Genomic DNA, 14,818 nt, shown 5'->3' with positions numbered 1-14,818 from the left:
CCGCGCTCCTCGCACCGGCGGCCCAGGTTCCCACGCCGATGCTCACGCCGCCTCTGGCGCGGCCCCGACCAGCTTGCGGGCTTCCAGCGCCGACATCGGCGGGCCGAAGGCGTAACCCTGCGCGTACTCGCATTTGAGGCCGAGAAGCTCGACGGCGTCCGACTCGCTCTCCGCGCCTTCCGCAACCACCTCCATGCCTAGGTCGTGCGCGAGCGAGACAATCGAGCGCAGGATGACGGGGCGCTGCCCCTTGCCGTCCGGCCGCACGAAGGACTTGTCGATCTTGATCGTGTCGAAGGGAAAGCGCTGGAGATAGGACAGCGACGAGTAGCCCGTGCCGAAATCGTCGAGGGAGAGTCCTGCCCCGAGGTCGACGATCCGGGTGAGGATCTGCGCCGCGTATTCCGGGTTCTCCATCACGAGACCCTCGGTCAGCTCCAGCTTCAGCGTGCCGCGCTGCAGCGGCCACCGGGAGAGCACCATCTTCACGTCCTGCAGCAGGTCGTGGCGCAGGAGCTGGCGGCTGGAGATGTTGACGCTGGCGAAGATCGGCGGATCCACGTCGAGCGCGCGCTGCCAGGCCGCGAGTTCCTGGGCGGTGCGCTCCAGCGCGAACACGCCGAGCTCGGCGATCAGGCCGCTCTCCTCGGCAATGCCGATGAACTCGGCCGGGCCGAGGCGCCCGTGCTTGGGATGATCCCAGCGCATCAGCGCCTCGAAGCCGGCGACGGTCCGGTCCTCCAGCCTCACCACGGGCTGGAAAAGCATGCGGATTTCGTTGCGCTCCAGCGCGCGGCGCAGATCCATCTCCAGCGCCAGCCGGTCCGTGCGCTGCGCGCGCATCGCAGGCCGGAACACCTCGATGCGGTCTCCGCCGAGCCGCTTGGCGTGCATCATCGCGATCTCGGCATTGCGCAGCACGTCCTCGCCCCTGCTCTGCGTGCTGGGGTCGGGCAGGGCGATGCCGAGCGATGCCGTGATGAAGATCTCGCGGTCGCCGAAGACCACCGGCGCCGCGATAGCCCGGCGCACGGCATCGGCGATGATGGTGATGCGGTCCGGGTCGCGCTCCGACACCAGCAGCATCGCGAACTGGTCGCCGGTGACGCGCGCCAGGGTATCCTGCGGCTTCAACAGGCGGCCGAGGCGCCGAGCCATAGCGAGCAGGATGCTGTCGCCTGCGGGCAGGCCGACGCTGTCGTTGATCTGCTTGAAGCGGTCGAAGTCGAGCACCACCACGGTCGGGCGCACGGATTCATCGGTACGCGACAGCATCAGCCCCGTGTCGAGCCTGTCGAGGAACAGCCGCCGGTTCGGCAGGCCCGTCAGATTGTCGTGGATGGCGTCGTGTAGGATGCGCTCCTCCGACGTCTTAACGTCCGTGACGTCCTCCAGCGTGCCGACGACGCGCACCACCTCGCCGTCCGTGCCGACGACGGGGCGTGCCTTCAGCATGTACCAGTAGTAGTGCCCGTCGGATGTTTTCAGGCGGAAGTCCAGCCGCACCCTGCCGCGCCGCTGTTCCAGAACCGCATCCAGCGTGGCGCGGAAGCGGTCGCGGTCGAAGGGATGCATCACGTCGAGCCAGTTCGCCGCCGCGCCCTCCAGCGTGCCACGCTTGAGGCCGAGATGGCTCTCCACGTCCTGTCCGATATAGACGCGGTCGGCCGGCACGTCCCAGTCAAAGACGGCATCTCCCGAGCCAGCCAGGGCGAGCGCCTTGCGCTCGGCGTCGCTCACGAGCCCCTGGCCGATGGCACCTCCCGCGAAGGCGTGCTGCATTACGGTGAAGCCGATCAGCATGACGATCAGGACGAGGCCGCCGAGCAGGGCGGGCGACACCACGTCGCTCGTCATCTCGCCGCTGACCGCGAAGGCGCTGGCAATGACCCAGACCAGCAGCAGGAACCAGGTCGGCGTCACCATCACGGCGCGGTCATAGCCGTGCGTCGAGAGGTAGATCACCAGCATGAAGCCGATGCCGGCCACCGCGGCGATGGAGATGCGCGCCACGCCGGAGGCCACGACGGGGTCGAAGACGGCGAGCCCGATCAGCGCTCCGAGGAAGACGAGCCACGCCGCCGTGACGTGGCTGTAGCGGACGTGCCAGCGGTTGAGGTTGAGGTAGGCGAAGAGGAACACGAGGAGCGTGGCCGCCAGCACAGCCTCCGCGGCGGCCCGGTAGACCCGCTCGCCCTCCGGCGTGGTCGGCACGATCTTCTGCCAGAAGCCGAAATCGATGCAGATATAGGCCAGCACCGCCCATGCCAGCGCCGCCGCGGCGGGGAATATGACGGCACCCTTGACCACGAAGACGATGGTCAGGAACAGCGCCAGGAGCCCGGCGATGCCGATGACGATGCCGCGGTAGAGGGTCAGCCCGTTGACCTTCTCCTTGTAGGCGTCGAGGTCCCACAGATAGAGCTGCGGCAGGTTCCGGCCGGGGAGCTCGGCGATGTAGGTGACCGTCGCGCCGGGATCGAGGACGATCTCGAAGATGTCGGAATCCTCGCTGTCCTGGCGCTCGGGGCTCTCGCCCTGGCTGGCCGTGACGGCGGTGATGCGTGTCGCACCCAGGTCGGGCGAGATGACGCCGGATCCGACGAGCCGGAAGTGAGGCGCGACCAGCCAGCGCGTGATCTGCTCGTTCGAATCGTTCTTCAGCGCGAAGACGATCCAGTCCGGCCGCGTGCCCGCTTCCTTCGCCTTGATGGCGATGCGGCGGACGATGCCATCCGCCCCGGGAGCGGTCGAGATCTGGATAAGATCGCTGTCGGAGCGCGAACGCTCCACGAAGGGCAGGAGATCGACAGCCGGGCTCTCCGGCCTAACCGACACCGGATCAAGCGCAGCGGCCGTTCCGACGTGGGCGATGAGCCCTACGGCGGCCATGGCGAGGATCAGGAGAAGCTTGGCGAGACGCAAAGAAGAACGACCTCGGCGGAAGAGCCGACCGGACACCGGGCGGTTTCAAGTGGTAGCCGCGCCGGAAGAGGAGGGCAAGGCGGCGACGCTTGCCATCCCCGGCTGCATCGTCGCGCGTGGTCTCGCCAAGGATCACGGCGAACGTGTGTCGAACCTGAACTCGTTCCTGAGCAGGGCATAGAGGATATGGTCCTGCCATGATCCGTTGATGCACAGGTACTGCCGGGCATAGCCCTCGCGCCGGAAACCGATGCGCTCCAGAACGATTCGGGAGGCGGCGTTGGTGGGGACGCAGGCGGCCTCGATGCGGCGCAGCCTCAGCGTCTCGAAGGAGTAGCTCATGGCAAGCCGGACGGCCGCGGTCATGTAGCCCTTCCCGGCGTGCGTCGCGCCCATCCAGTATCCGAGCGTGGCGGCCTGCGAGACGCCCCGCCGAACCATGCCGAGCGTCAGGCCGCCCAGCAACTGTGAGTCGCTCTCGCGGAAGATGAAGAAAGGGTAGGCCTGGTCCTCTTGGACCTCGCGCTGATAGCGCTTCATGCGCCTGCGATAGGCCGCACGGGTGAGGTCGTCGGCCGGCCAGATCGGTTCCCACGGGCGCAGGAACTCGCGGCTCGTCTCGCGAAGCACCGACCAGTCCTCATAGTCCTCCATGCGCGGGGCGCGAAGCAGCACGCCCTCGCCGCGGATCACCGCGATCTCCTCGGCCGGTGTTGTCAGGCGGAAGAAGGCCATGGCGGAGGCGCGGCTCGTCAGGACGAGACTGAGCCGATGCGACGCGCCAGCGCATCGGCTGAGGGCAGGCGGCGCACGGGACCCACCGCCGCGAGCGTCGGCGCGCTCGCCAGCATCGCCGAACCGACCCGGCGGACATCCTCGATCCCGATGGAGTCTATCACGGCGACGATCTCCTCGCGCGGGATGACGCGACCGAATGCGAGCACGTGGCGGGCCATCTGCTCGGCCCGCCGCGCCGAGGATTCCAGGCCCATGAGGAGCGAGACCTTGATCTGCGCCTTGGCGCGCGCGACCTCGGCTTCCGTCGGGGCCTCGGCCGCGGCGCGCAGGCAGTCGATCAGGACCGGGACGAACTCGTCCAGCGAGGCCTCGCCCGTGCCGCCATAGACCGCGAAGGTCCCGGTGTCCGAGAAGGGCTGGTGGAACGAGTAGATCTCGTAGCACAGGCCACGCCTCTCCCGGATCTCCTGGAACAGGCGCGACGACATCCCCCCGCCGGCCAGGTTTGAGAAGACATGGAGGGCGTAGTGGTCGGGATCGTGGAAGGAGCGCCCCTCGAAACCCAGCACGAGGTGGGCCTGCTCCAGCTTGCGGATCTTCCGCTCCTCGCCTCCCGCATAACGTCCCTCGACAGGTGGCGACGCATGGCCCGGGGCGAATGAGGCAAAGCTGCGCGCCACCTCTTCGACAACCTGGTCGTGCTCCACGGCCCCTGCCGCGGCGACCACCATCTCCGGGCCACGATACTGCCGGTCGAGAAAGCCGCGCATGGAGGCGGCCGTCTGCGCCCGCACGGTCTTGGGCGTTCCAAGAATGCGCCGCCCCAGCGGCGCCCCGCCGAAGGCCGTCTCCATGAACATGTCGAAGACCACGTCGTCCGGCGTGTCCTCGCAGGCCCCGATTTCCTGCAGCACGACGTGCTTCTCGCGCTTCATCTCGTCGCGGTCGAAAGCCGGCTCGGTGAGGATGTCCGAGAGGATATCGAGTGCCAGCGGCACATCCTCGCCGAGGACACGGGCGTAGTAGGACGTGCGCTCCGCGCTGGTCTCGGCGTTCAGGTCGCCGCCAACAGCCTCGATCTCCTCCGCGATGGCGAGCGCCGAGCGCCGGCGCGTCCCTTTGAAGGCCATGTGCTCGAGCAGGTGCGCCAAGCCCTGCTCGCCCTCATGCTCGTGGCGCGTCCCGGCGGCAGTCCAGACGCCCAGCGACGCAGTGGCGAGGTGGGGCATGGCTTCGGTCACGACGCGGAGACCGTTGTCCAACGTCGTGATCCGCACCGCTTCCGCGCGCCCGGCGTGCAGGGCTGTCACGGAAGGGAGATTCAGGCCCTTCATGCGGCTTCTCCCTTGCTGGCCCTGGCCCGGGAGCGGACGAAACGCTCCACTGCGGCCTGATCGTTGGGCAGCACGCTGGAACGCTCGGGGCGCTCATACAGATCCGCCAAGTGAGCGTGGAGGGGCGGGCGAAGCCCAGTCGCCGCTTCGACGGCGTCCGGGAACTTGGCAGGGTGTGCGGTTCCCAGCACCACCATGGGCGTGGCCGGGTCGCGCTGCAGGAGTGGCCGCGCACTCGAAACGCCCACGGCGGTATGCGGATCGAGCAGATAGGCGGCGTCCGACCATGTGCGGCGCATCTCGGCCGCGACGGCGTCTTCCCCGACGGCGCTGGCCGAGAACTCGCTCCGGATGGTCTCGAGGGGGCCAGGTGCGACGTCGAAGGCCTTGGCCTGCGCGAGGCCGGCCATCATCCGCCGCACGGCCGCGGCATCCCGCCCATGCACTTCGAAGAGCAGCCGCTCGAAGTTCGACGAGACCTGGATGTCCATCGAAGGCGACGACGTCGGCACGACGCCCGTGGCCTCGTACCGCCCTGTCGCGAGCGTGCGGGCGAGGATGTCGTTGCTGTTCGTCGCCACGTTGAGGAGCCCGACGGGCAGCCCCATCCGCTTGGCGACCCAGCCGGCGAGGACATCGCCGAAGTTCCCCGTCGGCACCGAGAACGACACCGGGCGGTGGGGCCCGCCCAGGCTCGTCGCGGCGGTGAAATAGTAGACCGTCTGGGCCACGATCCGCGCCCAGTTGATCGAGTTGACACCGCTGAGACCCAGCTCGTCGCGAAAGGCATGATGGTTGAACATCGCCTTGACCAGCGCCTGGCAGTCGTCGAAGTCACCCTCGATCGCGACGGCGTGGACGTTGTCCGCCTCGACGGTTGTCATCTGGCGGCGCTGCACCTCGCTGACCCGGCCGTGCGGGAACAGGATCACCATGTCGACGCGCTTCAGGCCCCCAAACGCCTCGATCGCTGCCCCACCCGTGTCGCCGGACGTAGCGCCGACGATGGTGGCGCGCTGGCCGCGCTGCTCCAGCACATGGTCCATCAGCCGCCCCAGCAGCTGCATCGCCACATCCTTGAAGGCGAGCGTCGGGCCGTGGAAGAGCTCCAGCACGAAGAGGTTGTCGCCGATCTGCACGAGCGGGCAGACCGCGGGATGGCGGAACGACGCGTAGGCCGCGTCCACCATCGCGCCAAAGGCCCGCGCGTCGATCTCAGCGTCGACGAAAGGGGACAGCATGCGCTTCGCCGCTTCGGCGTAGGGAAGCCCGGCGAGCCCGGCGATCGCGTCCCGATCCATTGCAGGCCAGGACTGGGGCACGTAGAGCCCACCGTCACGCGCCAGCCCGGCGAGGAGAGCATCGGTGAAACCGAGGGCAGGAGCTTCGCCCCGGGTCGAGACATGCAGCACGTGGAGTTCCTTTCAGCCCCGTGGGCCGGAGGCGAAGCCTATTGTCGCGGCCTCTCACTGACAAGGCGGGCCTGATCCGGAGCGCGGGTCTTCAGACCCGCCTGGTCATGCACCATGCGTCCGAAGACGCGCGCTTCGATGGCCGTGCCGTCAGATCGCTGCCCTCGCTCAGACGGCCCGCCTTTGGCTGCGCACGAAAAAGACGAACACGATGATCAGCGCCACGGCCAGCGTGAACCAGGTGATCGCGTATTGCAGGTGGTTGTTGGGGAAGGTGACGCGTGTGTTGCCACCGACCGGCAATCCCCCGGGCACCGGTGTTTCGTCCGCCTCGATGACGAAGGGTGCCACGGCCGGGATGCCGAGGGCGGCGCCGATCGCCTGGGGATCGCGCGTGAACCACATGTTCCGGGCCGCATCGTCCGCCGGCGAGAACCACCCGCGCGGTTCGGGCGCGCGCAGCAGGCCCACCACCGTCTGCTCGCCCTGCACCTGGCCCTCGGTCCGCGTCGCCGGGTCCTTTCGTTCGGCGGGAACGAAGCCGCGGTTCACCAGGACCGTCCGGTCCTCCCCCGCGAGCCGGAAGGGCGTCAGGATGTAGTACCCGGCCTGCGCGTCCCTGCCCGCCACGCTGCTGCTCCGCAGCCCGTAGAGATGCGCCTCCTTGTCGTGCTCGAAGGTGCCCTTCACGCGAACGCGGACATACTCGTACGCCTTGGGCTTCATGTAGGGCCATTCGTGCGGCGGCGGCAGTTGCGTGGGCGGGGCGGCGAGATGCTTCTCGACCCGCGCGATCAGCCGCTTCTTCGCCCCGAGCCGTTCCACCTGCCAGAAGCCGAGCCCGGTCAGGATAGCCACGCCGATCAGCGTGAACAGGCCGAGCAGGACCAGGCTCCTGCGGCGCATTGGCGGGGCGGGGACGGCGGCGTCGGCCATTGGCTCTTGGGTCCGGTCAGGATGGCTCAGAAATGCGAAGGGGCGGCCATGGCCGCCCCGCGCGTGTCGTCAAGTCCGCCGGTCAGCCGTGGCCGCCGACGGCGGCACCCCACTGGGAGCCCCAGAGATAGATCGAGACGAAGAGGAAGAGCCACACCACGTCGACGAAGTGCCAGTACCAGGCGGCAAATTCGAAGCCGAGGTGCTGCTTGGGCGTGAACTGGCCGGCCAGCGCCCGGATCAGGCAGACGATCAGAAAGATCGTGCCGATGAGCACGTGGAAGCCGTGGAACCCCGTCGCCATGAAGAAGGTGGCGCCATAGATGTTGCCGCTGAAGGCGAAAGCGGCGTGGCTGTACTCGTAGGCCTGCACGAGCGAGAACAGCGCGCCAAGGATGATGGTGAGGATCAGGCCCCACTTCAGGCCCTGGCGGTTGCCCTCGAGCAGCGCGTGGTGCGCCCAGGTGACGGTGGTGCCGGAGGTCAGGAGGATCAGCGTGTTCAGGAGCGGCAGGTGAAAGGGGTCGAAGACGTCGATGCCCTTGGGCGGCCACACACCGCCGGTCGCGTCGAAGCGGCCGAAATTCTTGACCTCGCTGACGAAGAGAAACGAGTCGTAATAGGCCCAGAACCACGCGACGAAGAACATCACCTCCGAGGCGATGAACATGATCATGCCGTAGCGGTGGCTGATCTGGACCACACGGGTGTGGAAGCCATCCTTTTCCGCCTCGCGGACGACGTCCGTCCACCAGGAGATCATCACGTAGATGATGCCGAGAAACCCGACGCCCAGCAGCAGCGGTCCGACCTTCATGCCGCCGATCGCGAGGCCCTTCATCCACATGACGAGCCCGACCGCCATGACGAAGGCCGAGATCGACCCGACGAAAGGCCACGGCGACGGATCGACGAGATGGTAGTCGTGGTTCTTTGTATGGGCGCTCGCCATCGTCGTCTCCGGTTCCTGTCCCTCGCCCCGGCGGCCCCCCGGCTGCCGCGGCTGCCCCGCTCTAGAGTTTCGGCCGTCCGACGTCCTTAGCTTCGGCGAGAGGCTTTGGCGAGCCCTTCGGCGCGAAGAAGGTATAGGACAACGTGATCGTTTCGATCCCCTTCAGGTCCCTCTCGGTCCCCATCTTCGGGTCGAGGAAGAACACCACGGGGGCTTCCATGCTCTCGCCGGGATCGAGGGTGATCTCGTTGAAGCAGAAGCACTGGATCTTGTTGAAGTACCCGCCCGTCTGCTCCGGCACCACGTTGAAGGACGCGATGCCCGTCGACGGGCGCGGGCCGGTGTTGGTGATCTTGTAGAACACCGTCATGGTCTGGCCGAGATGCATCTTGACGGCCGGCTGCTCCGGCTCGAAGCGCCAGGTCAGGCCCGGAGCCACGTTGGAGTCGAAGCGCACCGTGTAGAGCTTGCCCGCGGCCTCGCCACTTGCAGCAGGCGCCGCGGCGGCGATGCGCGGCGTGCCGCCGAAGCCGGTGGCCTTGCAGAAGAGATCATAGAGGGGAACTGCCGCGTAGGCCGCCGCGCCCATGAACGCGATGCCCGCGACGCAGGCCACGGCGGTGCGTCGTGTCGCCCGCTCACGGGCTGCGGTGGCCGGATCCTTCCCGATCGAAGCCTCGCGACGGTCGTCCATGTCAGAGCGGCCTGTTGAGCACGTTCCCGCCGAGCTTGGCGAGGGTGATCACGAAGAACAGGATCGCGAGGCCGCCCAGGACGAGCCCGAGCGCGACGCTCCGGGAGCGCCGGCGCTTCTCCTCCTCGGGCGTCAGCACGATGCCCTTGTCCGGTTCTGCGGCCATCAACCCACCGCTCCCACGAGGTTTGCCAGGGCAGGCCCGACGCCGGTCTGCGAGACACCGGCGACATGCTCCGCGAGCAGGACGATGAAGAGCAGGAAGAGATACAGGATCGAGAAGGTGAAGAGCTTCACGCAGGCCTTGCGTGCGGCGTCTCCCTCGCGCGTCCGGTACACCCGCCACGCATAGAGCACCATCATCGCGCCGGTGATGACGGACACGGCGGCGTAGACGATCCCGCCGAAGCCCATCAGCGCGGGTGCAACGCCGGCCGGCGCCAGCAGCAGCGTGTAGAGCAGGATCTGACGGCGCGTCGCGTCCTCTCCCGCCACGACGGGGAGCATGGGAACGCCGACGCGGCGATAGTCCGCCGTCTTCAGGAGGGCCAGCGCCCAGAAGTGCGGCGGCGTCCACAGGAAGATAATGGCGAAGAGCACGAAGGAGGGCAGGTTCACGGTGCCGGTGGCTGCCGCATAGCCGATCATGGGCGGAAACGCCCCGGCTGCGCCGCCAATGACGATGTTCTGCGGCGTCCAGCGCTTCAGCCACATCGAGTAGACGACGACGTAGAAGAAGATGGTGAAGGCGAGAAAGGACGCGGCCAGCAGGTTCGACACCAGGCCGAGCAGCACGACGGAGCCTACCGAAAGCGTCAGTCCGAATGCGAGCGCCTCGCCCGGCGCCACGCGGCCCGCGGGGATCGGCCGCTTCGCCGTGCGCGACATCTCGGCGTCGATGTCGGCATCCCACCACATGTTCAGGCAACCCGACGCACCGGCGCCGACCGCGATGGCGAGGATCGCGGCGAAGCCGAGCACGGGGTTCATGCCGGGAGCAAGCGCCATGCCGGTCATCGCGGTGATGACGACGAGGTACATCACCCGGGGCTTCAGCAGCGTGAAATAGTCGCCGGCTGTCGCCATTCCTATGCCGTCAGGGGCGGATGGGGCGAGGCTTTCCGTGGCGAGTGTCATCGAGGGTCAGCAGGTCCTGTAGGCCGCCTTGCGGCAACGCGGGTGATCGGCATCCGCCTCCTGGCGGGACCGGGCTTCGGCGCTGCCCCGCGGCGCGGGGAAGAGCGGAGGTCCGGCGTGGGGAACGGGCCCGCCGCAGCGGGCCCGCATCCTGGTCGCGCCGGCTCAGTGGTTCGAGCCGGTGATGCGCGGCAGCGTCTCGAACTGGTGGAACGGCGGGGGAGACGGAAGGGTCCACTCCAGCGTCGTCGCGCCCTCGCCCCACGGATTGTCAGCGGCGCGCTCCTTGCGGGAGAAGGCCGTGTACACGCCGTAGAAGAAGATGAGCAGGCTGACGGCGAAGATGTACGAGCCGAAGGAGGAGATGCGGTTCCAGCCCGCAAATGCGTCGGGGTAATCCACGTAGTGACGCGGCATGCCCGCCAGGCCGGTGAAGTGCATCGGGAAGAACAGGATGTTCGCGCCGATGAACGCCACCCAGAAGTGCAGGCGGCCGATCCAGTCGGGAATGATGTATCCCGTCATCTTCGGGAACCAGTAGTACCAGCCGGCGAAGATGCCGAACACGGCGCCCAGCGACAGCACGTAGTGGAAGTGCGCCACCACGTAGTAGGTGTTGTGCAACTGGCGGTCGACGCCGGCATTGGCGAGAACGACGCCCGTGACGCCGCCCACGGTGAACAGGAAGATGAAGCCCACCGCCCAGGTCATCGCCGCAGTGAAGCGGATCGAACCGCCCCACATCGTCGCGATCCAGGAGAAGATCTTCACGCCTGTCGGCACTGCGATCACCATCGTCGCGAAGACGAAGTAGCGCTGCGTGTCGAGCGACAGGCCGGCCGTGTACATGTGATGGGCCCACACGACGAAGCCGACCGCACCGATGGCGACCATGGCGTAGGCCATGCCGAGATAGCCGAAAATCGGCTTCTTCGAGAAGGTCGACACGATGTGCGAGACGATGCCGAAGGCCGGCAGGATCATGATGTAGACTTCGGGGTGACCGAAGAACCAGAACAGGTGCTGGTAGAGGATCGGGTCGCCGCCGCCGGCGGGATCGAAGAAGGTGGTGCCGAAGTTGCGGTCCGTCAGCAGCATGGTGATGGCGCCGGCCAGCACGGGCAGAGACAGCAGCAGCAGGAAGGCCGTCACCAGCATCGCCCAGGCGAACAGCGGCATCTTGTGCAGCGTCATGCCGGGGGCGCGCATGTTGAGGATGGTGGTGATGAAGTTGATGGCGCCGAGGATCGACGAGGCGCCTGCCAGATGCAGCGCCAGGATGCCGAAGTCGAGCGCCGGGCCGGGATGTCCGGCCGTTGACAGCGGCGGATACACGGTCCAGCCGCCGCCGAAGCCGTTTGAGCCGGGTGCGCCCTCGACGAACATCGAGATGAGCAGCAGCGCGAAGGAGGAGGGCAGCAGCCAGAAGGAGATGTTGTTCATGCGCGGGAACGCCATGTCCGGCGCTCCGACCATGATCGGCACGAACCAGTTGCCGTAGCCACCGATCAGCGCCGGCATGACCACGAAGAACACCATGATCAGGCCGTGGCCGGTCACGAACACATTGTAGGTCTGCGGGTTCGTGAAGAACTGCAGCCCAGGCTCTTGCAGTTCGAGCCGCATCGCGATGGACAGCGCGCCTCCGATGAGGCCCGCGCACAGCGCGAAGATAAGGTACATCGTTCCGATGTCCTTGTGGTTCGTCGACAGCACCCACCGGCGCCAGCCGGTCGGGTGGTCGGAATGCGCGTCTGCCGTTGCCGCGTATGCCATGGTGCTCAGTCCCGGGTCTCGATTTCGCGCGTCTTTGTCGTCGCGGGCGTCACTGCGCCGCCTGCTGCTCGCCGGCGGCGACCTTCACGCCGTCGCCGGTGGAGGCGAACTTCTGCTTCGCCTCGCCGAGCCACGTCTTGTAGGCGTCCTCGCTCACCACGCGGATGGCGATGGGCATGAAGGCGTGGTTCTGCCCGCACAGGCGCGAGCACTGGCCGTAGAAGATCCCCTCCTTCTCGGCCTTGAACCAGGTCTGGTTCAGCCGGCCGGGAACTGCGTCCATGCGGAAGGCGAGCGAGGGGACGGAGAAGGAGTGGATGACGTCGTTGCCGACGACCTGCAGCGCCACCGTCTTGCCGATCGGCACGACGACCTCGTTGTCGACGGCCAGCAGCCCCGGCTGGTTCGCCTTGGCGGCGTCCTCGCGGCTCAGCATGTTGGAGTCGAACTTGAAGCCGCCGCCCTGGTCGGCCGGGTACTCGTAGCTCCAGTACCACTGGTTGCCGTAGACCTTGATGGTGAGGTCGGCCGCCGGGATCACCACCTGCTCCTTCAGAATGCGGAAGGAGGGGATGGCGATGACGACGAGGATCAGGACGGGGATGATCGTCCACGCCACCTCGAGCCCGGTGTTGTGAGTGGTGCGGGAGGCCTGCGGATTGGCCCGCTCGTTGAACCTGAAGATGATGATGGCGAGCAGCGCCAGGACGAAGAGCGAGATCAGCGAGATGATCCAGACCAGCATGGTGTGGAACCAGGCCACGTCGCTCGCCACGGGCGAGGCTGGGATCTGAAGACCGATCTGCCAGGGCGAGGGCTGCCCGAGACCGGCGGCCGCGGGAGCGGCCCCGAGGAGAAGCGCTGCCAGCGCCGACCCAGCCAGCGCGGGAAGAGCCAGCGCCGAGCGGTGCCAGTGACGTGTCATGATCCGGTGAACTCCCTGCTGCCTCGCGCGGGACCGCTGGCCCCACCCCCCGGCCTGTCCCCTGCCGGGCGCCGCACCGGCCGGGGGAGCCGTATTGGCGCGCGGGTCACGCCGGTCCGGTGCCCCCGGACCGTTTTGACAGAGCGCAAAGACCACAAAGACACGGCGAGTGCAACGTGTCCGATGGGCCAAAACCGTGCGTCATGTCCGCGCGAGCGGGCATTCGCGGCGAGTTCCGCTATTTCCGCAACGCTGCCCAGGCGCGATCGAAACCGGTGACGGGAAACGTGAAACGGATCGTCTTGCCGTTCGTGGCGGCGATGGCGGCCTGCGCCGATTCGGCTGCCGCCGCCTCCTTGGCGAAGGCGTCGTCAAAAGCGAACACGGCGGCGCAGCGCGCCTCGCAGGCGGTGTAGGCAAGCTTTCGCGCAGCAGCCTTGCCCAGCGCCAGCTCGACCCCGGGCGCGATGACCACGCCCGTCGGCGTCTGCAGCGTGCTCGTGACGGCACCCTGCCCTTCGCGGGAAAGGATCCAGGCGAGCAGCACCTGCGGCGGCCCGCCCTCCTGCTGCTGCTGCTGCACCACCTGAAGCACCGCCTGGCAGGTGCGCGGCGGTCCGCCGGCAGCGAACTCCCGGCAGGTCACCGTCCAGTTTTCGAAGGCCAGGATCTCCGTGCGCACCGGCTGCGGGGGAGGGGGCGCGACCTCCTCGACCGAAGCCTTGTCCCCGCCGCCGGACGCCGCCGACGCGGACTGCATCTGCTCGCCCTTCACAGCCTGCTTCGGCGGCGTCTGGGCGGAGGCGGTGGTGGTTGCGGCGAACAGCATCGCGAGACCGGCGAGGCCAGGGGCCACGGCCCCCGATCGCCGCACACCGCGCTGCCGCGGGTTGCCGTCGTCCAACGAACGAGCGGTTACGCAAGAAAACAGGAGCGGGGCCAGCATGCAACCTGAAGTAGAAAATGTCATAGAGTTCACCAAATACATGAGACTGCAATGAATTCTGACGGGAGAGTGAGCCGGAACAAGCAAAGAAACCGATAACGTGTGCCTGCGTGGATTGCCGCTGTCCGGCAGATACAACTGCCCTCGGGCCTGCTCAACGCATGCCGGCGTGTGGCGAACGCCCCCTTCGGCGATCCCGCGCCAGCGTCCTTGCGAAGCCTGCGGTGGCGGTGTGGCTCCGGGACTGGGCCGGATCAGCAGTAAGCGCCGCGGTGGGTCGACTTCGGTCATTGACGAGATCGGGCCGGTTGCATCGTCCGCTCCCCACCGCCTTGACAGGGCAACGGCGTCATGGTCGGAACGGAGCGGAAGGCGACGTGTCCCGCTCGGCTGCGGCGCGGCCGGATGGACGGCATCAGGAGCATCGGCCGATGGGCCTCAGGTTTGGCGGCAGGGCGCTCGCGGGCGCGGCGTTCGGCATCGGGCTCGCGGCAAGCGGTTTCGCCCTCTCCACGGCCGGGGCATCGGCCCAGGGCCAGGTGAAGACCACCTTCGGCGAATGGCAGATGCGCTGCGAAACGCCGGCCGGAGCGCAGGCGGACCAGTGCGCCCTCGTCCAGAGCGTCCAGGCCGAGGACAAGCCGGACATGTCGCTCATCGTCGTCGTGCTGAAGACGGCCGACAAGAAGAGCCGGCTCCTGCGCGTCATCGCCCCGCTCGGCGTGCTGCTGCCCTCCGGGCTCGGCCTCAAGATCGACCAGACCGATGTGGGCCGCGCGGGATTCGTGCGCTGCACGCCCACCGGTTGCATCGCCGAGGTGGTGATGGACGACGAACTCATCGGCAAGCTCAAGAGCGGGCAGAACGCCACCTTCATCGTCTTCCAGACCCCGGAGGAGGGCATCGGCATCCCCATCGCCCTGCAGGGATTCGGTGCCGGCTTCGACCAGCTGCCCTGATCCGGGCCCGGCCTTCTCCAGTCCGCCTGCCTCGTGTAAAAAGCCCCGCCAGCGCCGCCGCGCGCCCGCGTTCCCGGAGTGGAT

13 protein-coding genes are annotated in these 14,818 nt (G+C 67.7%); 1 reads left to right on the top strand and 12 read right to left on the bottom strand.

What is annotated here, in order from left to right; genetic code table 11:
* Positions 1-42: 42 nt before the first annotated feature.
* From AC5JCN_RS12810 to AC5JCN_RS12755, 12 genes are all read right to left on the bottom strand, one after another.
* Positions 43-2,892, bottom strand: a complete 2,850-nt coding sequence (locus tag AC5JCN_RS12810) for an EAL domain-containing protein (protein ID WP_495755511.1) — start codon at positions 2,890-2,892, stop codon at positions 43-45.
* A 165-nt stretch (positions 2,893-3,057) separates the two neighbouring features.
* A complete protein-coding gene (locus tag AC5JCN_RS12805; protein ID WP_495755449.1) occupies positions 3,058-3,660 on the bottom strand; it encodes a GNAT family N-acetyltransferase in 603 nt (200 codons plus the stop codon).
* A gap of 17 nt (positions 3,661-3,677) precedes the next feature.
* Positions 3,678-4,997 (bottom strand): M16 family metallopeptidase, encoded by a 1,320-nt coding sequence (locus AC5JCN_RS12800; protein ID WP_495755448.1) that lies wholly within the window; start codon positions 4,995-4,997, stop codon positions 3,678-3,680.
* The gene (gene thrC / locus AC5JCN_RS12795; protein WP_495755447.1) at positions 4,994-6,409 is read right to left on the bottom strand and encodes a threonine synthase; all 1,416 of its coding nucleotides are present in this window, start codon (positions 6,407-6,409) and stop codon (positions 4,994-4,996) included. The genes AC5JCN_RS12800 and thrC overlap by 4 nt, the downstream gene beginning before the upstream one ends.
* 168 nt (positions 6,410-6,577) lie before the next feature.
* Complete coding sequence (locus AC5JCN_RS12790) at positions 6,578-7,345, bottom strand: SURF1 family protein (protein ID WP_495755446.1); 768 nt, start codon at positions 7,343-7,345, stop codon at positions 6,578-6,580.
* An 82-nt stretch (positions 7,346-7,427) separates the two neighbouring features.
* Complete coding sequence (locus AC5JCN_RS12785; RefSeq protein WP_495755445.1) at positions 7,428-8,297, bottom strand: cytochrome c oxidase subunit 3; 870 nt, start codon at positions 8,295-8,297, stop codon at positions 7,428-7,430.
* Positions 8,298-8,358: 61 nt separating this feature from the next.
* Complete coding sequence (locus tag AC5JCN_RS12780) at positions 8,359-8,991, bottom strand: cytochrome c oxidase assembly protein (protein ID WP_495755444.1); 633 nt, start codon at positions 8,989-8,991, stop codon at positions 8,359-8,361.
* 1 nt (position 8,992) lies between these two features.
* Complete coding sequence (locus AC5JCN_RS12775; RefSeq protein WP_495755443.1) at positions 8,993-9,157, bottom strand: cytochrome c oxidase system small membrane protein; 165 nt, start codon at positions 9,155-9,157, stop codon at positions 8,993-8,995.
* Positions 9,157-10,128, bottom strand: coding sequence for a heme o synthase (locus tag AC5JCN_RS12770; RefSeq protein WP_495755442.1), 972 nt, complete (start codon positions 10,126-10,128; stop codon positions 9,157-9,159). Before AC5JCN_RS12770 ends, AC5JCN_RS12775 begins: the two co-directional genes overlap by 1 nt.
* A gap of 165 nt (positions 10,129-10,293) precedes the next feature.
* The gene (gene ctaD / locus AC5JCN_RS12765) at positions 10,294-11,904 is read right to left on the bottom strand and encodes a cytochrome c oxidase subunit I (RefSeq protein ID WP_495755441.1); all 1,611 of its coding nucleotides are present in this window, start codon (positions 11,902-11,904) and stop codon (positions 10,294-10,296) included.
* A gap of 49 nt (positions 11,905-11,953) precedes the next feature.
* The gene (gene coxB, locus AC5JCN_RS12760) at positions 11,954-12,829 is read right to left on the bottom strand and encodes a cytochrome c oxidase subunit II (protein ID WP_495755440.1); all 876 of its coding nucleotides are present in this window, start codon (positions 12,827-12,829) and stop codon (positions 11,954-11,956) included.
* Between the two features lie 238 nt (positions 12,830-13,067).
* Positions 13,068-13,685 carry an invasion associated locus B family protein gene (locus AC5JCN_RS12755; RefSeq protein WP_495755439.1) on the bottom strand — a complete coding sequence of 206 codons (618 nt, stop codon included), beginning with the start codon at positions 13,683-13,685 and terminating at the stop codon, positions 13,068-13,070.
* A 521-nt stretch (positions 13,686-14,206) separates the two neighbouring features.
* Here AC5JCN_RS12755 and AC5JCN_RS12750 point away from each other — a divergent pair.
* The gene (locus AC5JCN_RS12750; protein ID WP_495755438.1) at positions 14,207-14,734 is read left to right on the top strand and encodes an invasion associated locus B family protein; all 528 of its coding nucleotides are present in this window, start codon (positions 14,207-14,209) and stop codon (positions 14,732-14,734) included.
* Positions 14,735-14,818: the final 84 nt, after the last annotated feature.

This window comes from Alsobacter sp., from assembly GCF_059501845.1.
This window is presented reverse-complemented; position numbering and strand designations above follow the sequence as displayed.